The 19883-nt window shown below is 63.4% G+C and carries 18 protein-coding genes; 12 read left to right on the top strand and 6 right to left on the bottom strand.

Annotated features, from left to right (window positions below):
- Nucleotides 1–28 precede the first annotated feature (28 nt).
- A complete protein-coding gene (locus DEVEQU_RS12085; protein WP_126150843.1) occupies nucleotides 29–778 on the top strand; it encodes a TSUP family transporter in 750 nt (249 codons plus the stop codon).
- A 20-nt stretch (nucleotides 779–798) separates the two neighbouring features.
- Here the strand turns inward: DEVEQU_RS12085 and DEVEQU_RS12080 are convergent, their stop codons facing one another.
- From DEVEQU_RS12080 to DEVEQU_RS12065, 4 genes are all read right to left on the bottom strand, one after another.
- Entirely contained in the window at nucleotides 799–1200 is a 402-nt protein-coding gene (locus tag DEVEQU_RS12080) for a type II toxin-antitoxin system HicB family antitoxin (RefSeq protein WP_206437837.1), read from the bottom strand.
- Between the two features lie 7 nt (nucleotides 1201–1207).
- The gene (locus tag DEVEQU_RS12075; RefSeq protein WP_126150842.1) at nucleotides 1208–1402 is read right to left on the bottom strand and encodes a type II toxin-antitoxin system HicA family toxin; all 195 of its coding nucleotides are present in this window, start codon (nucleotides 1400–1402) and stop codon (nucleotides 1208–1210) included.
- A gap of 214 nt (nucleotides 1403–1616) precedes the next feature.
- Nucleotides 1617–3257 (bottom strand): chaperonin GroEL, encoded by a 1641-nt coding sequence (gene groL / locus DEVEQU_RS12070; RefSeq protein ID WP_126150841.1) that lies wholly within the window; start codon nucleotides 3255–3257, stop codon nucleotides 1617–1619.
- A gap of 48 nt (nucleotides 3258–3305) precedes the next feature.
- Nucleotides 3306–3596 carry a co-chaperone GroES gene (locus tag DEVEQU_RS12065; RefSeq protein ID WP_126150840.1) on the bottom strand — a complete coding sequence of 97 codons (291 nt, stop codon included), beginning with the start codon at nucleotides 3594–3596 and terminating at the stop codon, nucleotides 3306–3308.
- A 186-nt stretch (nucleotides 3597–3782) separates the two neighbouring features.
- On the opposite strand from DEVEQU_RS12065, the gene DEVEQU_RS12060 reads away from it, so the two are divergent.
- Nucleotides 3783–4142: a DUF427 domain-containing protein gene (locus DEVEQU_RS12060; RefSeq protein ID WP_164550374.1), complete on the top strand. Its 360-nt coding sequence runs from the start codon at nucleotides 3783–3785 to the stop codon at nucleotides 4140–4142.
- A 124-nt stretch (nucleotides 4143–4266) separates the two neighbouring features.
- On the opposite strand, the gene DEVEQU_RS12055 is transcribed toward DEVEQU_RS12060, so the two are convergent.
- Entirely contained in the window at nucleotides 4267–4671 is a 405-nt protein-coding gene (locus DEVEQU_RS12055) for a DUF4260 domain-containing protein (protein ID WP_126150901.1), read from the bottom strand.
- Nucleotides 4672–4872: 201 nt separating this feature from the next.
- Here DEVEQU_RS12055 and DEVEQU_RS12050 point away from each other — a divergent pair, with 201 nt between their 5' ends.
- The 3 genes from DEVEQU_RS12050 (at nucleotide 4873) to DEVEQU_RS12040 (ending at nucleotide 7569) form a co-directional block, all read left to right on the top strand.
- A complete protein-coding gene (locus DEVEQU_RS12050; protein WP_126150838.1) occupies nucleotides 4873–5067 on the top strand; it encodes a hypothetical protein in 195 nt (64 codons plus the stop codon).
- A 23-nt stretch (nucleotides 5068–5090) separates the two neighbouring features.
- Complete coding sequence (locus DEVEQU_RS12045; protein ID WP_126150837.1) at nucleotides 5091–6059, top strand: DMT family transporter; 969 nt, start codon at nucleotides 5091–5093, stop codon at nucleotides 6057–6059.
- A 601-nt stretch (nucleotides 6060–6660) separates the two neighbouring features.
- Complete coding sequence (locus DEVEQU_RS12040; protein WP_126150836.1) at nucleotides 6661–7569, top strand: hypothetical protein; 909 nt, start codon at nucleotides 6661–6663, stop codon at nucleotides 7567–7569.
- Nucleotides 7570–7773: 204 nt separating this feature from the next.
- Here DEVEQU_RS12040 and DEVEQU_RS12035 read toward each other — a convergent pair whose 3' ends face one another.
- On the bottom strand, nucleotides 7774–9204 hold the full coding sequence (locus tag DEVEQU_RS12035) for a sigma-54-dependent transcriptional regulator (protein WP_223214204.1): 1431 nt from the start codon (nucleotides 9202–9204) through the stop codon (nucleotides 7774–7776).
- 298 nt (nucleotides 9205–9502) lie between these two features.
- On the opposite strand from DEVEQU_RS12035, the gene DEVEQU_RS12030 reads away from it, so the two are divergent.
- From DEVEQU_RS12030 to DEVEQU_RS12000, 7 genes are all read left to right on the top strand, one after another.
- Nucleotides 9503–10762, top strand: a complete 1260-nt coding sequence (locus DEVEQU_RS12030; RefSeq protein WP_164550373.1) for an EAL domain-containing protein — start codon at nucleotides 9503–9505, stop codon at nucleotides 10760–10762.
- A 327-nt stretch (nucleotides 10763–11089) separates the two neighbouring features.
- On the top strand, nucleotides 11090–11956 hold the full coding sequence (locus tag DEVEQU_RS12025; protein ID WP_126150834.1) for a TIGR01459 family HAD-type hydrolase: 867 nt from the start codon (nucleotides 11090–11092) through the stop codon (nucleotides 11954–11956).
- A gap of 117 nt (nucleotides 11957–12073) precedes the next feature.
- Nucleotides 12074–13045 (top strand): bifunctional riboflavin kinase/FAD synthetase, encoded by a 972-nt coding sequence (locus DEVEQU_RS12020; protein ID WP_126150833.1) that lies wholly within the window; start codon nucleotides 12074–12076, stop codon nucleotides 13043–13045.
- Nucleotides 13046–13252: 207 nt separating this feature from the next.
- A complete protein-coding gene (ileS, locus tag DEVEQU_RS12015) occupies nucleotides 13253–16357 on the top strand; it encodes an isoleucine--tRNA ligase (protein ID WP_126150832.1) in 3105 nt (1034 codons plus the stop codon).
- 167 nt (nucleotides 16358–16524) lie between these two features.
- Nucleotides 16525–17091 (top strand): signal peptidase II, encoded by a 567-nt coding sequence (gene lspA, locus DEVEQU_RS12010; protein WP_126150831.1) that lies wholly within the window; start codon nucleotides 16525–16527, stop codon nucleotides 17089–17091.
- Between the two features lie 109 nt (nucleotides 17092–17200).
- Nucleotides 17201–17881: a hypothetical protein gene (locus DEVEQU_RS12005; RefSeq protein WP_126150830.1), complete on the top strand. Its 681-nt coding sequence runs from the start codon at nucleotides 17201–17203 to the stop codon at nucleotides 17879–17881.
- A 105-nt stretch (nucleotides 17882–17986) separates the two neighbouring features.
- Nucleotides 17987–19840 (top strand): pseudouridine synthase, encoded by a 1854-nt coding sequence (locus tag DEVEQU_RS12000; protein ID WP_164550372.1) that lies wholly within the window; start codon nucleotides 17987–17989, stop codon nucleotides 19838–19840.
- Nucleotides 19841–19883 lie beyond the last annotated feature (43 nt).

Genomic DNA, 19883 nt, shown 5'->3' with positions numbered 1-19883 from the left:
CGAAAAAGTGTAACGGCGCCGCACCCTCATGCTCGATCCCCTTATTCTCCTCGCCCTCATGGCGGTCGGCATGCTCGCCGGTTTCGTCGATGCCATTGCCGGCGGCGGCGGCATGATCACCGTGCCGGCACTGTTGTCGGCTGGCCTGCCGCCAGTTGCAGCGCTGGCCACCAACAAGATGCAGTCCGTCGTCGGTACCGGCATGGCGGTATTCACCTATTGGCGCCGCGGCTTCGTCGCCCTGCGCGACCTGCTGCCCGCTATTGCGCTGACCTTTGCCGGTTCTTCGCTGGGCGCCTTCACCGTCAGCCGCGTGGATGTTTCACTACTCACCGTGGCTGTGCCGGTCGCGCTCATCGCCATCGCGCTCTATTTTCTCTTCGCGCCGAAATTGTCGGACGCCGACAAGGCAGCGCGCCTGCCGTTCCGCCTGTTCGTGCCCGCCATGGGCTTTGCCATCGGCTTTTATGACGGCATTTTCGGGCCAGGGACCGGCGCCTTTTTCACCGTGGGTTTCGTCGTGCTCTTCGGTCTCGGCCTGACCCGCGCCACCGGCAGCACCAAGGCGCTCAACTTCACCTCTAACCTCGCCGCTCTGGTGATCTTCATTCCCGGCGGCCACGTGGTCTGGCCTGTCGCTATCGTCATGGCCATCGGCCAGATCATCGGCGGCTATCTCGGCGCCCGCACCGGCATCCGCTACGGCGCCAAAATCATCCGTCCGCTGGTCGTCGTGGTCTCCATCGCCCTCGCCATCAAGCTGCTGCTGTTTCCGTAGTTGTCGGTCTCAGAGCGGCCTTAGTCCGCAAGCTCCCGACGCACAGCAGACGCGATGAATGCCGAGCGGGTTTGGCCGCGAGATCGAGCTTCATCGTCGATCGCCTGCAACAGCCCGAGATCGAGCGACACATTGATGCGCGTCGTCGATCCAAGGTCTCGAACCAGCGGAACGGAAACCAGTATGGCGTCAGCGCGCGCCTCGTTCAGGCTCTCATCATCGACAATGGCGTCGAGCGAACGGGGCTGGGGAATTGCATCTCCATCCGCTTCCAGCATGCGGATATGCGAACCCAGCGCTTCGACGGCATTTTGCGAGGCTTCTTCCAATGTCTCGCCAGCAGAAAAGCATCCTGGCACGTCCGGAAACTGCACACCAAATGCGCTGTCGGGATCTTTGTGGATCATGGCAATGAAACGCAAAACTCGGCTACTCCAATAGTCCCGCCTGTTTCAAAATCGCCCGTACGGTGCCCAGAGGCAGTTCCCGCTTGGGATGCGGTATGGTCAGCTTGCCCGGTCGCGTCGGATGCTTGAAATGGTGATGCGATCCCGTCGTGCCGACCAGCACCCAGCCTTCACGCTGAATGGCGGCAATCAGTTTGCGACTGTTCTGCTCAACCATTCTCGCTTCCGTGTAAAATAATACACATTCTTGATGAATTCAACCAAGCGACATCCTGCCTCGACACACTCTGGGCCAAACCCAGGATCAGGCGCAAGGGCTCGCCTTGACTGTGCTCTGGACACAAAAAAGGCCCCGGTGTTTCCACCGAGGCCTTCCACAAAGATCGTGACTGGGAAGAAACGATCCTTGAAGCTTAGTTCGCTGTCGCGAACTAGAAATCCATGCCGCCCATGCCACCCATGCCGCCGCCGCCCGGCATTGCCGGAGCTTCGGCCTTCGGGGCCTCGACGATGGTGGCTTCGGTGGTGATCAGCAGCGATGCAACCGAAGCAGCGTCCTGCAGGGCGTGACGGACGACCTTGACCGGGTCGATGACGCCGAGCGCAACGAGGTCGCCATATTCGCCGGTTGCGGCGTTATAGCCGAACGAGGCAGCAGCGTTCTCGAGGATCTTGTCGACAACCACGGAGCCTTCGGCACCGGCATTGTTGGCAATGGTGCGGACCGGAGCCTGCAGGGCGCGGCGCACGATGGCGATACCGGCGTCCTGGTCGGCATTGGCGCCCTTGGCCTTAACGGCGGCCGAAGCGCGGAGCAGGGCAACGCCACCACCCGGAACGATACCTTCTTCAACGGCAGCGCGGGTTGCGTTGAGCGCGTCGTCGACGCGGTCCTTGCGCTCCTTGACTTCCACTTCGGTGGAGCCGCCGACGCGGATCACGGCAACGCCACCGGCCAGCTTGGCCAGACGTTCCTGCAGCTTCTCGCGGTCGTAGTCCGAGGTGGTTTCCTCGATCTGCGCCTTGATCTGGCCAACGCGGCCCTGGATGTCCTCGGCCGTGCCGGCGCCATCCACGATCGTGGTGTTTTCCTTGGTGATTTCAACGCGCTTGGCCGTGCCGAGCATGTCGATGGTCACGTTTTCGAGCTTGATGCCGAGCTCTTCCGAAATCACCTGGCCACCGGTCAGGATGGCGATGTCTTCCAGCATGGCCTTGCGGCGATCGCCGAAGCCCGGAGCCTTGACGGCAGCAACCTTGAGGCCGCCACGCAGACGGTTGACGACGAGGGTCGCGAGAGCTTCGCCTTCGATGTCTTCGGCGATGATCAGCAGCGGACGCTGCGACTGAACGACCGACTCGAGGATCGGCAGGATGGCCTGCAGATTGCCCAGCTTCTTTTCGTGCAGCAGGATCACCGGGTCCTCGAGGACGGCGGTCATCTTCTCGGCATTGGTCACGAAGTAGGGGGAGAGGTAGCCGCGGTCGAACTGCATGCCTTCAACGACATCGAGCTCGGTCTCGGCAGTCTTGGCTTCTTCGACGGTGATGACACCCTCGTTGCCGACCTTCTGCATGGCTTCGGCGATCATGTCGCCGATTTCCTTCTCGCCATTGGCCGAGATGGTGCCGACCTGGGCAACTTCGGATGACGAGGTGATCTTCTTGGCCGAGGCCTTCAGCGTTTCGACGACTTCGGCAACAGCCAGGTCGATACCGCGCTTGAGATCCATCGGGTTGAAGCCGGCAGCGACGGCCTTGACGCCTTCGACGACGATAGCCTGGCCGAGAACGGTGGCGGTGGTGGTGCCGTCACCGGCAACGTCATTGGTCTTGGAAGCGACCGAACGCAGCAGCTGGGCGCCCAGGTTCTCGAACTTGTCTTCCAGTTCGATTTCCTTGGCAACGGACACGCCGTCCTTGGTGATGCGCGGGGCGCCGAAGGACTTTTCGATGACGACGTTACGACCCTTGGGGCCGAGGGTCACCTTCACCGCATTGGCGAGGATGTTGACGCCGCGCAGCATCTTTTCGCGGGCTTCGGTGGAGAACTTTACTTCTTTAGCGGCCATGTGAGGCGCTCCTTAAAGTGGGTTGAACGACAGGATGGGTGCGAAGCCTTAGGCCTCGATCACGCCCATGATGTCGCTTTCCTTCATGATGATCAGGTCTTCGCCGTTGAGCTTCACCTCGGTGCCGCTCCACTTGCCGAAGAGCACGCGATCGCCGGCCTTGACGTCGAGCGCATTGATCTTGCCGTTCTCGTCGCGAGCGCCGGGGCCCACGGAAACGACGACGCCCTCGGAGGGCTTTTCCTTGGCGGTGTCGGGGATGATGATCCCGCCCTTGGTCTTTTCTTCACTGTCGACGCGACGGACGACCACGCGGTCATGCAGGGGACGGAAGCCCATGATTTCAGTTCCTCTTGGCATCATTTCTGAATGCAATTTCGGTGCTGTTAGCACTCAACAAGGAGGAGTGCTAACAGGCAGCTGGGATATAGGAACGGGGTGTCAGAAGAGTCAAGGGCGCGTGAACGGAGTTTTTGCTGGCGCGTTATGGGTTTGATCCCATTTGCAGAAACGAGGGCACCGACCATGGCCAATACCGATTTCTCTTCCGCCAGCATTGCGCCGGTTTCGGGGCGCGTGCACATCATTTTCGACGATGCCGAGATTGCAAGCTCCATCAGGGCCTTGCGTCTCGATGCCCCCGGCGCGGACCCGCTCTATTTCCTGCCGCTCGAGGATATCCATCCCGGCATTCTCGAAGCCTCGGACACCCGCCGCACCGATGCCGGCCCGGGCGAAGCGCATTTTTACACCATCAAGACCCTGACCGCCGATGGTGCCGACGAGGCCTGGTACTATCCCTATGCCGAAGGTCGCTTCGAACCCATCCGCGACCTCCTCACCTTTGCCGGTGCCCGCCTCAAGGTCGAAGTCACCGAGGTCTGACCGGCTTTTCCCTGTTAGGGCCGACGACCCCACGGCCCTCCCAACCACCGGCCTCTACCCAACCACCGCTCGTCACCCTCGGGCTCGACCCGAGGGCGCGGCGGTGACTGGGGTGCCAAGACGTTCAACTCGTCCCTTGTCGCCCCTTCTGCTTCCCACCCTTCAGCCGCCCCAAATGCGTATCCTTGAAACCGCTGGCATATTTGAGCCCATAGCCCAGCGCGCGATCGAGCCCGATATGGGCCAGATGGATCAGCGCCAGATGCTGCAGCAGCTCGATCTTCAGCACCACGGCGATCAGCCCCAGCGCCAGTGGTACGACAAAAGTGTGCGCCAGATTATAGACCACCGCGCCGGTTCGGCTGCCGGCCGCATAGCCCAGAAACGACAGGTCCGGCGCGAACAGCAGCACCGCAAACAGCCACCACGGCCCACCGAGCATAAAATACAGCACGCTGGCCGCCACAAACAAAGCCGCGCCTTCGCTCCGAACGATCATGCGGGGCGCGCCGATCACTGCGCCTTGCATTGCCTTGCTATCCAATCCTTCTCTCCGTGCTGGTCTGTTGTTGATGCGCCCTATCTAGTCTTCGCCACCCCTATTCGAAATTCTCGATTTTACGAGGTTGCACATTCATTTTTGAATAGAGTCCCCTCTATCCACGCGCCGCGGCATCGAAATGCACGCGGCCCCTTCCTTCCGTCACCAGAGTGAGCCATAAGGCAGACCATGAGCGAACAATCCTCCCTTCAGATCAAGTTGCGCCGCAAAGGCGGCGTCGGTCCCAATTCCAACTGGCACTGGGAAGTGCAGGACGCTGAGGGCAAGGTCCTCAAGTCCGGCAGCGCCGTGGGCGAAGAGCACAAGGCTTTCGCCACCGCCCGTATTGCCAAGGAAAAGCTGGAAGCTGCGGCCGGCAAGTAAGGCCCGGCCCGGATAGGATCGACGTGACCACGCCCGCCGCTGCACGAGAGGCTGCCTCGCCGTCCATCAGGAGCGGCGGCCCGCTGCGTGGCATCGCCCTCAAGGTCGCTTCGGTCTGCTGCTTCGTGGTCATGGCCACCATGCTCAAGGCCACGCAGACCATTCCTGCGGGCCAGATGGTGTTCTTCCGTTCATTCTTTGCGCTATTGCCGGTTCTGGCCTGGCTGGCCTGGACGGGTCATCTGGCCTATGCCTTTACCACCAGGCGCCCGCTTGGCCATGTGGTCCGGGGCCTGGTCGGCGTCGCTTCGATGGGCTTGGGCTTCTTCGCGCTGACGCGCCTGCCGCTGCCCGAGGCCACCGCCATCGGCTATGCCTCTCCGCTGATCATCGTCATTCTCTCCGCGCTGCTGCTGCGCGAAAAGGTCTATGTCTTCCGCTGGACCACAGTGCTCGTCGGTCTCGTGGGTGTGTTGATCATCCTCTTTCCCCGCCTCACCGTCTTTTCCGGCGGCGCACAACCGGTCGATGGCACCACCATCGGCGCCTTGGCAGCATTGGCCGCCGCCTTCCTGTCGGCCTTCGCCATGCTGCAGGTCCGCACCCTGGTGCAGACCGAGCGCACCGAGGCCATCGTCACCTATTTTTTCATCAGCGCCAGCGTGCTCAGCCTCTTCAGTCTGCCCTTCGGCTGGGTCTGGCCCACCCCGCAACAGGCGGCGCTGCTGGTCGGCGCCGGGTTCTTCGGCGGCATCGGCCAGTTGTTGCTGACCTCATGCTACCGTTACGCCGACATGTCGGTGATCGCGCCCTTCGAATATGTGTCGCTGCTGCTGACCATCATCATCGGCTTCATCATCTTCGCCGATATCCCCACCGTGCCCATGCTCATCGGCAGCACCATCATCGTCGCCGCCGGCATCGCCGTCATCCTGCGCGAACGTTGGCTCGGCCTGGAACGCACCCGCGCCAAGGAAGCCAGCACGCCTTAGGGGTGGGGGGGAGTGGCGGCTTACGTGGAACCTAGTGCTCGGTAGGTGTCGCCCTGAGCACGCGGCGCCAAGTTCAGTGTCGTTATTGCAGTCAATGGAGAGTGATGGGGCATTCGGTAGACCGCGCCTTCCGAAGAACATATCCGCGCTGCCTGTGCCCTCGGCGCGCGAGCAGTCTTCATAATCGCCGCAATTTCAGCGGTGACGAGGTTGCCCATTCCCTTTCCTGAAAGGGTGCGGCCAAAATAGCCGTTGACCTGATTCCATAAATGAATCAGAGTCGCATGCTGCGTGTTGGCCTTTCGGCGACACACTTCTGCCCGGACCGATTCCGGGATAGTGCGGAGTCGGGGCTGAGCCCCGACCCCTACCGCCCTGCAAGCGGCTGCCAACTTAACCAGGTGTGCAAGACCTCGTTAGGCCGGGAAGTCGTCATATGGGCCCCATCTACTTTCCAATCATGTGTGTCGCCGGGGATTCATCCCCCGGCGAGAATCATATTGCACGACTTCAAGGTGACGTTCAAGTCATCGGAGTAACGGGCGTTGCTTTTGTGGAGTAAGCGCGCTATCTATCATTTAGATATCGAGTGGAGGCCCCTATGGATGCCAAGCCAGTGCGTAGCCCGTCGTACCCCAGCATGTCGTTAGAGGATGCGATTGTGGCGGTAGCCAAAATCGAAAAAGACTACCGCTCTTCGCCAGTTGACCGGGAAAACGGGGCAAAACTGATCGGGTATTCAACTATGAGCGGCCCAGCCGCAAAGGCACTTGCAGCGCTAGCTTCATTCGGGCTCGTTGAGCGCGCGGGTAAAGGCGCTATGCGCGTTACGACTCTCGCCAGGACAATTTTGCATCCCAACGACGATAATGAGAGAGGCGCAGCGCTTCTTGAGGCTGCGATGCTGCCGCGCTTGTTTCAAGATATTCGAGCGAGGTTTCCTGACATTCCAGTTCCCCCTGAAAATGGGGTGAGAACATATCTTGAGAGGGAGGGGTTCAACAATTCGGCTGTGGGACCAGCGGCTAAGGCGTTTCTCGAAACCATGCGATACATCGAGCAAGAAGGCGCAAGCGAAAGTCATGGAAATCAGTCATCTGGCAAGACAGATTTAGAGGTGCCTGGCGGTGGCGTAGCCACTTTCGGCGGGGCGCGTGTAGGCGATCTTGTTCAATGGGAAAGTCAGGGTGCGCTTCAATTTCCAAAGCCTCTGAGGGTCCGAATGGTGTCAGATGATGGCAATTGGGTAGCTGTGGAAGGAAGCAAGACAGGAATCCCAATGAGCGAAGTGATTGTCGACACTCCCGCCCCCAGCCAAGAGCACAAGCCGCCCACATTCGAGTTCGAAGAACAGAAGGCGACGCAAGGGTTCGAGGAATGGTTTCGTGCGAAGGTAGGGCCAGACAAGCAGATTTTGATTTCCTATCGCGGTGAAACCGATATCGGCGCAAAAGAAATTCAAAAGCTTATTGACATGCTCTCTGCGCAGAAAGCGGCGCTGGAGGACTGACCCAATCAGCGTTGCCGATGACCGGACTAGGCGTCCGACTTCTCAGCCACAGTGGATACAGCTGTTGTCGATTTAGAGACACTGGCCACACACGCCGGAAACCAACCGGTCACCAAAGAGTTGGTAATTCTTGATAGGCGAAATGAGGCTGCCCGCTTCTTTCGGACGGTCAAAGCTCTTATTAGCGCAGAAATGGGTTCCCCCTCAGCTCGCCGCGGCCATTTCCGCCCAGCCTTGCCGCTTGCGATAGATCGTCGACGGGCTGATCTCCAGCGCGGCGGCGGCCATCGAGATATTGCCGCCATAGGCGGCGATAGCGTCTTCGATGATCCGCTGTTCCTGCTGCCACATCGGCAGTACCGGCCGCTTGCCTTCCGAGCGCGGCGCTTCCACCGGCGCGGGGAAACTGACCTGCGATTCGATATCGGCAGCGCTGAGCATGCCGGCGCTGATTTCCCCGCCGTCGAACATCACCACCATGCGGCGGATCAGGTTCTGCAATTGCCGGACATTGCCGGGCCAGTCGGCCGCCGTCAGCTGTTGGGCGGCGTCGGGCGCGAAGCCGACGAAACTCTTGTGCTCCTCGCGCGCATAGCGACCGAGGAAATGGCGGGCCAGCACCATGATATCGGTCGGCCGCTGGCGCAGCGGCGGCAGGTGAATGGGCAGGACATGCAGGCGATAGAACAGGTCCTCGCGGAATTGCCGCTCGGCGATCATCTGCATGGGATTGCGATTGGTGGCGCAGATCACCCGCACATCCACCTTGCGCGCCGCCGTTTCGCCCACCCGGCTGATCGCGCCCGTCTGCAGGAACCGCAGGAGTTTCGATTGCAGGGAGAGGTCCATTTCCCCAATTTCGTCGAGGAACAGCGTGCCGCCATCCGCCAGTTCGGTGGCGCCCTTGCGATCTTCATGCGCGCCGGTAAAAGCGCCGCGCGTCACCCCGAACAGCTCGCTTTCCATCAGATCACGGGGAATGGCGGCGCAATTGATGGCCACAAACCGCCGGTCGGCGCGCGGTCCCTTGGCATGCAGCGCCTCGGCGCACACATCCTTGCCGGTGCCGCTTTCCCCGGTGATGAAGACCGGCGCCGACGAGGTCGCGACGCGACCGATCTGCTCATAAAGAAACTGCATGGCGCTCGAAGCGCCGACGAAACCGGCATAGTCCGCTACCACCGGGCCGGTGCCGCATTCCGCCCCCAGCGAGCGCGGGCGGCCATGGCGCTGCGCCAGTTCACCGATTCGCGCTGCCAGCGCGGTGCCATCGATCGGCTTGGCCACATAATCATGCGCACCGGCGCGCATGGCGCCCAGTGCGGCGCTGACCGAGCTGCCATCGGCCACTGCCAGCAACAGCGCGCCCTCAGCCAGCTTGACCAGTCGCGTCACCGCATCCTCGACGCTCGTCGCCAGGTCGAGCAGGCTGCTGAGATCGGCAATGACCACGTCGAACCGCGTCTGGCGCAGCAGTTCCGCTGCGGCGCGTCCGGCTTCCACCACCGTCACCTCGGGTGTCACCAGCATCGATTCGCGCAGCGAGGCGCCGATCACTCGCGCGGAACTGCCGTCGCGATCAATGAGCAGAACCTGTCCGCTGAGTGCGACTTCGCTGCCCGTCGTCATGGTCATATCGGTCTACTTGCCCCGGTCTCACGTGGCCGCCAAATGGTCCTGGCGGCCTGTCGATCCCCCCGATAGTTCCCCAATTAGGGTAAATATTCCGTTCCAGTTCCGCGCCTGTCTGTTGCCTGCATTTGCCCCGCCTTGGCGCAGATTTAGCGAGCCGGACCCAAAAATCGGCGCTTTTCCGCCTGTTTTGGCCCGAAATAGCCCGGGAGAGGGCCGCGTGGCGCTTTTGCCGCTGTGGGTGCGGTGTTATGAAAACAAGGCCGAATCCCGGCGCATCAGAAGGGGTGCAGGTTCGCCCGTGCAGGCTCTGGTCTATTCGTTCATCGCGCTTGCCGCCGCCGCCATGGGCGCCTTGGCCTATTTTGCGCTCGCCTTCACCCCGGCCAATGCGGTGCTGGTGGTGGTCGTCGTCGGCTGCGTCTGCTTCGTCGTCGTCGAGCGCCAGTTGCGCCAGCGCGCCGAGCGCCGCCTCGAACAGGCCATCCAGGAACTTTCCCGGCTGCTCGCCACCGACGCCCAGGCCGGCGCCGTGCTCGGCCAGCGCATCAATGCCCTGACCGATCTCAAGCTGGGCCAGCGCATCGACATGCTCGAGGCCGATATTTCCGTGCTCGGCACGGTTATCCGCCAGGTCGCCGAGGCCGTGGCCGAGGTAGAGGAGCGCGTCGATCGTCCCGCCAAGCGCAACGCCAGCGCCATGGGCGACTATATGCCGGCGCCCGTGCCCGAGCCGGTGGCCCCCAAATTCACCGCCATGCCCAGCCAGCCGGTCATTCCGCTGCCCGTCCTGCGCCAGGCCGTCGCCGATCACCGCCTGACTTTTCATATCCAACCCGTCGTCCGCCTGCCGCAGCGCCGGCCCGCCGGCTACGATCTCCTGCCGCGGCTGACGCTGGAAAATGGCGATCTGGCCGAGGAGGCCGATTTCATGCCGGTGCGGGGCGGCGAGGACGTGGTGCGCGATATCGAGGGCACGGCCTTGTTCGAAGCCATCGCCATCGCCCGCCGCTCCCGCGCCACTGGCCAGCCGGTGACGCTCTATATTCCGTTCTCGCTGGCCTCGCTCGGCGATTCCTCCACCGCCGAGCAGGTGCTGGCAACGCTCGACGCCAACCGGGCCATCGCGCCGGGGCTGATCTTCCTGATGTCGGAAAGCCAGTGGAACGCCATGTCCGGTCCCGAGCGCACCGTTGCCGAGACCATGGCGCGCAAGGGCGCCGGTTTCTCGCTCACCGATGTGCGCTCATTGCGGGTCGACGCCGCCGATCTCGCCGCCATGGGCGTGCGCTCCCTGCGCGTCAACGCCAACCGCTTCATCGCCAATCCCGAAGCCTATACCGACTTCCACCTCTCCGATATCGCCAGCTATCTCGGCCGCTTCGACATCGCCCTGATCGCCATTGGCGTGTCCGGCGAGCGCGAAATCATCGAGCTGCTGGACAACGAAATCCTTCTGGTCAAGGGCGACCATCTGGCCCCCGCCGGCCCCATCCGCCCCGACCTCGTCCTCGAATCCGCCCGCACCACCGCCCCCAAACTCCGCCGCGCCGAGCTTTAGATCACTTCAAACCGATACGGACTCAGCGCCCTTTCGCTTCCCTAGCCCTAGAGAGGTTCGGGCAGCGCTTTTGGCAATATCTCACCAGTCACTCGATGCGGCTCCTCCCCCTTGACGGGGGAGGCTGGGAGGGGGTGTGCAGCACGCTCAAACCTATATGCGATACCGGTGCCCCAACGGGCGAGGGGGGCGAAAGTGCCTCCATACCCCATAGGCCTCGCTCAACCACCGTTCCGCCCTGCCTCGGCGGCGGAACAAGGTTTTGCTTGATCCCCCCGGCAAAAGAGGCTCATAGGGCGGGCAGTGTTTGTGTTGCGGAGCCTGGCCATGTCCTCCCCCCTGCCGATCATTTCAGGGCTCTCCGATCTCAGCGGCCGCTACGATGCGGTGCTCAGCGATGTCTGGGGCGTCATCCATAATGGCGTCGCCGCCTTTCCCGAGGCGGTCGATGCGCTGCGCCGTTTTCGCCAGGACGGCGGCCGGGTGGTGCTGATCACCAATGCGCCGCGCCCGTCCCAGCCCATTATCGACATGCTCGATCGCCTGGGCGTGCCGCGCGACACCTATGACGCCATCGTCTCCTCGGGCGATGCCACCCGCTCCATGATCGCCAAATATCGCGGCCGCGCCATCCACCATGTCGGCCCGCCCACCGAAGATGACCTGCTCTATGAGGGGCTCGATGTCAGGCGCACTGGCGCCGACGAGGCCGAAGTGGTTGTCGTCACCGATCTCGACCACGACGACGATACGCCCGAAATGTACCGCAGCCGCGCCGAGCTTTGGCTCAAGCGCAAGCTGCCCATGATCTGTGCCAATCCCGACCGCGTGGTCGAGCATGGCAACAAGATCATTTATTGCGGCGGCGCCCTGGGCGATCTCTATGCAGCAATGGGCGGCATCGTGCTCATGGCCGGCAAGCCCTATCAGCCGATCTACGAGGAGTGCTTCCGTCTCGCCGAAGCCGCTGCCGGCAAGCCGCTGGAAAAATCCCGCGTCCTGGCCGTGGGCGACAGCGTGCGCACCGATGCCACCGGCGCCGCCCAGTTCGGCGTCGATCTCCTCTTCATCACCGGCTCCATCCATGCCGCCGAGCTCGATGCGTTCGGCAAGCCCGATCCGCAGACCATTGCCGATCTGCTGGCGCCCAGCCGCGCCCATGTGGCCGGCTTCCTGCCGCGTCTCAGCTGGTAGGCTCTTGTCCTTCCGCCGGAAACAGCAGTAAACCCCAACGCATCGGCTCCTTCGCACTCTCCCCGCCTCGGGGAGGGCCGGGGAGGGGGTCCACCAGCCAGCCCATGGTGTCCGCCCGTGACCTTCATTCGCCTCTCCAGTCTCACCGATCTGCCCGAAAGCCTGCGTGGCGCCTATGTCGCCATCGGCAATTTCGATGGCCTGCATCGCGGTCACCAGACCATCATCGCCGCGCTGTTGCAGCGGGCTCGCGCCGCCGGAGCCCCGGCGCTCATGCTCACCTTCGAGCCGCACCCGCGCGATGTCTTCGCGCCCGCGCCCTTCATGTTCCGCCTGACCCAGGGCGACACCAAGGCCCGTCTGGCCGAAGCGATGGGGCTTGATGGCATCGTCATTCTGCCTTTTGACCAGCCGTTCTCGCAGATCGAGGCCGAGGATTTCGTCGAAAAGGTCATCGTCGATGCCCTGGACGCCCGCGGCGTCATCACCGGCGCCGATTTCCATTTCGGCCGCCAGCGTCGCGGCACCCCGCTTTTCCTCAAGGCCGCCGGCGAGCGTCTGGGTTTCGCGGTGGAAACGCTCGATCTCATGGACGAGGGCGACGAGGTCATCTCCTCCTCGCGCATTCGCGCCGCCTTGTCCGAAGGCGCCGTGGTCGCCGCCAATCGCCTGCTCGGCTATCACTGGTTTTTCGAAGGCTGCGTGGTCAAGGGCGACCAGCGCGGCCGCGAACTGGGCTACCCCACCGCCAACACCACCACGCCCACCGGGTTCCAGCTGGCCCAGGGCGTCTATGCCGTGCGCGCCCGCCTCGGCAACCGCCTGCTCGACGGCGTTGCCGCCTATGGCAAGCCGATGTTCAACAACCACCGCCCGCCCTTCGAGACCCACCTCTTCGATTTCGATGAGGACATTTACGACCAGTCCATCTCGGTCGCCCTCATCGCCCATATCCGCGGCCAGGAAGTGTTCTCCGGCCTCGACGAACTCATCGCCGCCATGGATCGCGACTCCAAAAAAGCCCGCACCCTGATCGCCACCGCCGCCCCGCTGAGCGCCCTAGACCACAAACTCGGTTTCTTCGGCTGAGCGCCACCCAGCCTCCCCCGAAAGAAGGGGGAGGAGTGGCATCGGTGCTTTCGTCAAGATACGGGCCGCGCTCGATAGGCGCCTCCCCTTCTTCAGGGGGAGGAGGGGAGGGGAAGTTACCAGGCTTTCTACCCAAAATCATCCTTTGCCCCGGCCGCCTTGCCTTGCTAAAAGGCGCGCACTTCTTCCAAACCTGATTGCCGATCCATGAACGACACCGCTCCCGAGGCGACCGAAAAAGACTATTCGGCCACGCTTTTCCTGCCGGAAACCAATTTCCCGATGCGCGCTGGTCTCCCCGACCGCGAGCCGGGCTGGCTCAAGCGTTGGGAAGACATGGACATTTACGCCCTGCAGCGCGAGCAGGCCAAGGATCGGCCGCTCTTCACCCTGCATGACGGCCCGCCCTATGCCAATGGCAACATCCATATCGGTCATGCCCTGAACAAGACGCTCAAGGACATGATCTCCCGGTCCAAGCAGATGGCCGGCTACAACTCGGCCTATGTGCCGGGCTGGGATTGTCATGGCCTGCCCATCGAATGGAAGATCGAAGAGCAGTACCGCGCCAAGGGCAAGGACAAGAACGAGGTTCCGGTGGTCGAATTCCGCCAGGAATGCCGGTCCTTCGCCGAGCAATGGGTCGATATCCAGCGCGAGGAATTCAAGCGTCTCGGCATCCTGGGCGAGTGGGATAATCCCTATTTGACCATGAGCTTCGACGCCGAAGCCCAGATCGCCCGCGAGCTGATGAAGGTCTCGATGACCGGCCAGCTCTATCGCGGTTCCAAGCCCGTCATGTGGTCCGTCGTGGAACGCACCGCCCTCGCCGAAGCCGAAATCGAATATGCCGACTATGAGAGCGACACGATTTGGGTGAAGTTCCCGGTTGTTAAGAACGATCTGGATCGCGCTGCTGCTGGATATCACGGCGAAGGCTATCAGCCACAGTTGGAGGGCGCCTCTGTAGTAATCTGGACCACCACCCCGTGGACGATCCCGGCCAACCGCGCCATCTCTTTCTCCTCCAAGGTCGAATACGGCCTTTATGAAGTGACCGAAGCGCCGGCCGAGAACTGGGCTAAGGTCGGCGAAAAGTACATCCTTGCAGACAAGCTTGCCGCCGAGACCTTTGCAAAGGCCAAGGTAACCGGCTTCAAAAAGCGCGCCGCCGTTTCTGCTATTGAACTTGCCGGTATCACCGCAGCCCACCCCCTCCGCGGCTTCGGCGGCGGCTACACCTTCGATGTCCCGCTCCTCGATGGCGAACACGTCACCGACGACGCCGGCACCGGCTTCGTGCACACCGCGCCGGGCCATGGTCTCGACGACTTCGGCATCTGGATGGATTCCACCCGCGCCTTGCAGGATCGCGGCATCGACCCCGCCATCCCCTATGTCGTGGGCGACGATGGCTTCTATACCAAGGACGCCCCCGGCTTCGAGGGCGCCCGCGTTATCGACGACAATGGCAAGAAGGGCGACGCCAATAACCGCGTCATCGCCGCGCTGGCCGAGCACGGCAACATCATCGCCCGTGGCCGCGTAAAGCACCAATACCCCCATTCTTGGCGCTCCAAGAAGCCGGTGATCTACCGCAACACGCCGCAATGGTTCGTCTATATGGACAAGCCGATTGCAGCCACCCCCTCATCCGGCCCTGCGGGCCACCTTCTCCCCGAGGGGGAGAAGAATAGTTCCGCGCGCGCCGAAGCCCCTATTCCTCTCCCTCTCGGGGAGAGGGTGGATCGGCCGAAGGCCGAGACGGGTGAGGGGGCTTTTCCCGACACCCTGCGCACCCGCGCCCTTGCCGCCATCGACAAGACCCGCTTCTACCCCGCCGCCGGCCAAAACCGCCTGCGCGCCATGATCGCCGATCGTCCCGATTGGGTCCTCTCCCGCCAGCGCGCCTGGGGCGTGCCGATCACGGTCTTTGTGCACAAGCAGACCGGCGAAATCCTGCGCGACGAAGCGGTCAATCACCGCATCGCCCAGTCCTTCGAGGAAGAGGGCGCCGACGCCTGGTATAAGCCCGGTGCCGCCGAGCGCTACCTTGGCGCGGAGTTCAATGCCGCAGACTACGAAATGGTCCGCGACGTACTCGACGTCTGGTTCGATTCCGGCTCGACCCATTCCTTCGTGCTGCGCAACAAGCAGAAGTGGCCCCACCTGAAATTCCCGGCCTCGATGTATCTCGAAGGCAGCGACCAGCATCGCGGCTGGTTCCACTCCTCGCTGCTCGAATCCTGCGCCACCAATGGCTATGCGCCCTATGACAGCGTCCTCACCCATGGCTTCACCATGGATGGCGAGGGCCGCAAAATGAGCAAGTCGCTGGGCAATACCGTTGCCCCGCAGGACATCATCAAGCAGTTCGGCGCCGATATCCTGCGCCTCTGGGTCGCCTCCTCCGACTATTCCGAGGATCTGCGCCTGGGCAAGGAAATCATCCAGACCACGGTCGACAGCTATCGCAAGTTGCGCAATACCATGCGCTGGCTGCTCGGCAACCTGGCCCATTTCAAGCCCGAAGACGTGGTCGACCCGCGCGACATGCCCGAACTCGAGCGGCTGATGCTGCATCGGCTGGCCCAGCTCGATGCCGGCGTGCGCGCTGCCTTCGCCGAATATGACTACCGCAAGGTCGTCACCATGCTGTCGAACTTCATGAACATCGAGCTGTCGGCATTCTATTTCGACATCCGCAAGGACACGCTCTATTGCGACCCGATCTCCTCGATCAAGCGCCGCTCGGCGCTGACCGTGCTCGATCACCTGTTCAACGCGCTCACCGCCTGGCTCGCGCCCATCCTGGTATTCACCATGGAAGAGTGCTGGCTGGAACGCCATCCGGGCGAGGGTGAATCTGTGCATCTGCGCCAGTTCCCGGACATTCCCGCCGACTGGATCGATGATGAACTGGCCGCCAAGTGGCAGCTGATCCGCGCCGTCCGTCGTGTGGTCACCGGTGCGCTGGAGATCGAGCGCCGCGAAAAGCGTATCGGCTCTTCGCTTGAGGCCGCACCCCAGGTTTTTGTCGCCGACGCCCGTTACATCGTGGCGCTGGAAGGCCAGGATCTGGCCGAGATCGCCATCACCTCGGCGGTCGCGATCAAGCAGAACGAAGGCCCGGCCGAGGCCTTCCGCCTCGAAGACGTGCCCGGCGTCTCCGTGGTGCCGGCTTTGGCCCAGGGCCAGCGCTGCGCCCGCTCGTGGAAGGTGCTGCCCGAGGTCGGGTCCGACCCCGACTATCCGGACGTCTCCCCCCGCGACGCCCAGGCATTGCGTGAGCGGGTGGCTGCGGGGTTGTAGTCCAGACTATCGGCTCCTTCCCCTCTCCCCCTGTAGGAGAGGGTGCCCGAAGGGCGGGTGAGGGGTATTCGAGCGCAGCTCGAATGGCGCTGAACCATCCCAAACCCCTCATCCGGCGCTTCGCGCCACCTTCTCCCACAAGGGGAGAAGGAAAGATGGAGTAGGCCATGAACACCCATCCCCCCCGCACCCCCACCATTCTCGCCTCCCTCATGCTGGCCATTCTGGCCTTCGGCATCGACCGGGCGCAGAAGGGCTTTCACATTGCCGCTGAGTGTTATGCCATCGGCCAGGCGGCGTGCGTGGAGGTGTTTTCGGCCTATCATCCGCTTGTCCTCACCGGCTGGCGTGGCGGCGAGGTGCTGCCGGTGACGCCCTTCTTCGACTATGTTCTGGTGTGGAACACCGGCATTTCCTATGGCCTGCTCGATGGTCTGCCGGTCTGGGCGCTTGGGGTCATCATGCTGGTGGCCATAGCGGCGCTGTCGGTCTGGTGGTGGCGCAGCGATGCGCGGCTGGTGCGCATGGGCCTGGCGCTCTGCATTGGCGGCGCGCTTTCCAATGCGCTGGATCGCCTGCTTTATGGCGCCGTTGCCGACTTCTTTCACTTTTATTGGGGAAGCTGGTCGTTCTATATCTTCAATCTGGCGGATGTGGCGATCACGCTGGGGGTCATTCTGCTTCTGGGTGATCTTGTCGGACTGGGGCGCAAGCGCCCGAACAAGCCGGCGTGATACGACACGGACAAGGTGCTGCCAGAATCTGGCCTTAGGGGCAGGAATAGGTTATAAGCGCCGCCGATATGGTAAGGGACGTTGCATGCGTAATGGATTGACCGGGCACATGGCTGCTCTTTCGACCGCCTCCCGGGCGGGCCTCGCGGCGCTGGGTTTGATCGCGACCTTGGCTCTGGCGGCCTGCACCACGGTGGAAGGCACCAATGCCCTGACCGATTTCGGCACCTTCGAGCGCGAAGTGCTCAACGATACCGCCCGCGGCGTCGGCCTCATCCCCGGCCAGGCCCCCAAGGCCGACCTGACCCAGGCGCGCGCCCCGCTTGCTTTGCCGCGCGATACCGGCAATCTGCCCGCGCCGACCACCAATGTTGCCGCCGCCCAACTGCCGGCCAACAGCAATACGGTGCAGATCGATACCTCCAATCTCTCTGAGGCCGACCTGCAGCGCCTGCGCAATGCCCGCGTCGTCGATCTGCGCTCGCTTTCGGGCCGCCCGCTGACCGAGACCGAAGCCAGGGCGCTTACCGCCCGCATGAAGGCGGCCAATATGCAGGTCAATGTCTCGGGCAACCGTCCGCTTTACCTGCCGCCTGACGAATATTTCACCCGCGTCGGCGATGCCGAGCTGGTCTGTCGTACGCCCCAGGGCGATCTGGTCTCGGTCCGCGATGCCCGCTGCCCTGAAGAAGTACGCAAGGCCATCGGGACACGTGGTCCCATGGTCGGTGCCAGCACCGCAACCCCCGGTGGCAAGCTGAGCGCCTCCGAGACCAAGCTCAACCCCTAGCCTGGTCTCACCGTCGAATCTGTTTTGCGGCCGGAGCCTATCCGGCCGCTTTCGCTTTATCCGCGCCGCCCCTTCCGGGTCCCGCATGTTATGAAAGTGTCCGCCATGAGCGACAAACCCACCCAGCCCGAAATGGCCGACCGTCTTGCCAAGGTCATTGCCCGCGCCGGTCTCTGCTCCCGCCGCGATGCCGAAGGCTGGATTGCCGATGGCCGCGTTGCCGTCAACGGCAAGAAGGTGCTGACCCCTGCCTTCAACGTCACCTCGCGGGACAAGATCGAGGTCGATGGCCTGCCGCTGGCGGCGCGCCAAGGCACGCGCGTCTGGCTCTACCACAAGCCCGCCGGGCTCGTGGTCACCGAGAAGGACCCCGAAGGCCGCCCCACCATTTTCGAGGCGCTGGAGCGCATGGGCCTGCCGCGCGTCCTCACCGTCGGCCGGCTCGATATCAACACCGAAGGCCTGTTGCTGCTCACCAATGATGGCGGCCTCAAGCGCGTGCTCGAACTGCCCGCCACCGGCTGGCTGCGCCGCTATCGCGTGCGCGCCTATGGCTCGGTCACCCAGGTCCAGCTCGACGCGCTCAAGAACGGCATTACCGTCGATGGCATTTCCTATGGCCCGATCACGGCCACGCTGGAGCGCGAGCAGGGCTCCAATGTATGGATCGTGCTCGGCCTGCGCGAAGGCAAGAACCGCGAGGTCAAGAATGTCCTGGGTTCCCTCGGCCTTGAGGTGAACCGCCTGATCCGCGTCTCCTATGGTCCCTTCCAGCTCGGCGACCTGGCCGAGGGCGGCGTGGAAATGGTCAAGGCCCGCATGCTGCGGGATCAGCTCGGCAAGAAGCTGGCTGAATCCGCCGGTGTGGATTTCGAAAGCGAAATGCCCGATTTCGAGCCGCAGCGCGATGAAACCTTCCGCGTCCGCTCCCCGCGCGACCGCGATCATGCCCGGCCCAATCCGGCCCGTGGCGCCACCCGCCGTCCCGGCTTTGACAGCGGCGAGGAAGAACGCCCCATGGGCCGCCCGCGCCGCGTCCATTTCGAGGACGAGGATGGCCGCGCCCCCGAGGCCTATGTGCCCAGGGCGCCCGAGCGCAAGCGCGTCGACCGCGACGACCAGCCCGCCCGCTCCTTCGGCAAGCCCGCAGCGCGTGGTGACCGCCCCGAGGGTGGCAAGCCCTTTGGCGACAAGCCCAAGCGCGATTTCGGCGACCGTCCGCCCCATCGTGACGGCGACCGCCCGGAACGCGGCAGCTTCGCCGACAAGCCCAAGCGTGACTTTGGCGATCGTCCCGCGCGCGGTGGTTTCAACGACCGTCCGAAGCGCGATTTCTCCGATCGTCCCCAGCGTGCCTTCGGTGACAAGCCGGCGCGTGGCGGTTTTGGTGACAAGCCCAAGCGTGATTTCGGTGATCGCCCGCAGCGCCCGTATGGCGATAAACCCGCCCGTGGTGGTTTCGGTGGGGATCGTCCTGCTCGCGGCCCGCGCCCGGAAGGTGGGTTCCAGGATCGTCCGAAGCGCGATTATGGCGACCGGCCGCAACGCCCCTATGGGGACAAGCCCGCACGCGGCGGTTTCAGCGAGCGTCCCGCCCGTGGCCCCCGGCCCGAGGGCCGCTTCGAGGATCGTCCGAAGCGCGACTATGGCGACCGCCCGCAGCGCTCGTTCGGCGACAAGCCGACGCGCGGCCCGCGCCCCGACAAGCCCTATGGCGATCGTCCGCAAGGCGGTCGCCCCGGCGGCAAGTCATTCGGTGATCGGCCCCAGGGCGGTCGTCCAGCCGGCAAGAGCTTTGGTGACCGTCCCCAGAATGGCCGCCCCGGTGGCAAGCCTTTCGCCGGCAAGCCCGGCGGCGCCCGACCCACGGGTGGTCGCCCCACCGGTGGACGTCCAGCCTCCGGCGGTCCCCGCCCCAGCTCCGGCCGTCCCACCGGCCCCCGCAAACCGCGCGGCTAAGGCCTTTGTTCCGTTCACGGTGGGCCATTCTCCGGCTCCACCC

It is taken from the genome of Devosia equisanguinis (genome assembly GCF_900631955.1).
Lineage (GTDB): Bacteria > Pseudomonadota > Alphaproteobacteria > Rhizobiales > Devosiaceae > Devosia > Devosia equisanguinis.
The sequence above is the reverse complement of the archived record's forward strand: the minus strand, read 5'-3'. Positions and strand labels throughout refer to the sequence as shown.

What these genes read in the sequence shown, in the direction of transcription:
- DEVEQU_RS12085 (WP_126150843.1), top strand. Translation starts at nt 29, where the DNA reads ATGCTCGATCCCCTTATTCTCCTCGCCCTCATGGCGGTCGGCATGCTC.
- DEVEQU_RS12075 (WP_126150842.1), bottom strand. Translation starts at nt 1,402, where the DNA reads ATGGTTGAGCAGAACAGTCGCAAACTGATTGCCGCCATTCAGCGTGAA.
- groL (WP_126150841.1), bottom strand. Translation starts at nt 3,257, where the DNA reads ATGGCCGCTAAAGAAGTAAAGTTCTCCACCGAAGCCCGCGAAAAGATG.
- DEVEQU_RS12065 (WP_126150840.1), bottom strand. Translation starts at nt 3,596, where the DNA reads ATGGGCTTCCGTCCCCTGCATGACCGCGTGGTCGTCCGTCGCGTCGAC.
- DEVEQU_RS12060 (WP_164550374.1), top strand. Translation starts at nt 3,783, where the DNA reads ATGGCCAATACCGATTTCTCTTCCGCCAGCATTGCGCCGGTTTCGGGG.
- DEVEQU_RS12055 (WP_126150901.1), bottom strand. Translation starts at nt 4,671, where the DNA reads ATGCAAGGCGCAGTGATCGGCGCGCCCCGCATGATCGTTCGGAGCGAA.
- DEVEQU_RS12050 (WP_126150838.1), top strand. Translation starts at nt 4,873, where the DNA reads ATGAGCGAACAATCCTCCCTTCAGATCAAGTTGCGCCGCAAAGGCGGC.
- DEVEQU_RS12040 (WP_126150836.1), top strand. Translation starts at nt 6,661, where the DNA reads ATGGATGCCAAGCCAGTGCGTAGCCCGTCGTACCCCAGCATGTCGTTA.
- DEVEQU_RS12035 (WP_223214204.1), bottom strand. Translation starts at nt 9,204, where the DNA reads ATGACCATGACGACGGGCAGCGAAGTCGCACTCAGCGGACAGGTTCTG.
- DEVEQU_RS12025 (WP_126150834.1), top strand. Translation starts at nt 11,090, where the DNA reads ATGTCCTCCCCCCTGCCGATCATTTCAGGGCTCTCCGATCTCAGCGGC.
- ileS (WP_126150832.1), top strand. Translation starts at nt 13,253, where the DNA reads ATGAACGACACCGCTCCCGAGGCGACCGAAAAAGACTATTCGGCCACG.
- lspA (WP_126150831.1), top strand. Translation starts at nt 16,525, where the DNA reads ATGAACACCCATCCCCCCCGCACCCCCACCATTCTCGCCTCCCTCATG.
- DEVEQU_RS12005 (WP_126150830.1), top strand. Translation starts at nt 17,201, where the DNA reads ATGGCTGCTCTTTCGACCGCCTCCCGGGCGGGCCTCGCGGCGCTGGGT.
- DEVEQU_RS12000 (WP_164550372.1), top strand. Translation starts at nt 17,987, where the DNA reads ATGAGCGACAAACCCACCCAGCCCGAAATGGCCGACCGTCTTGCCAAG.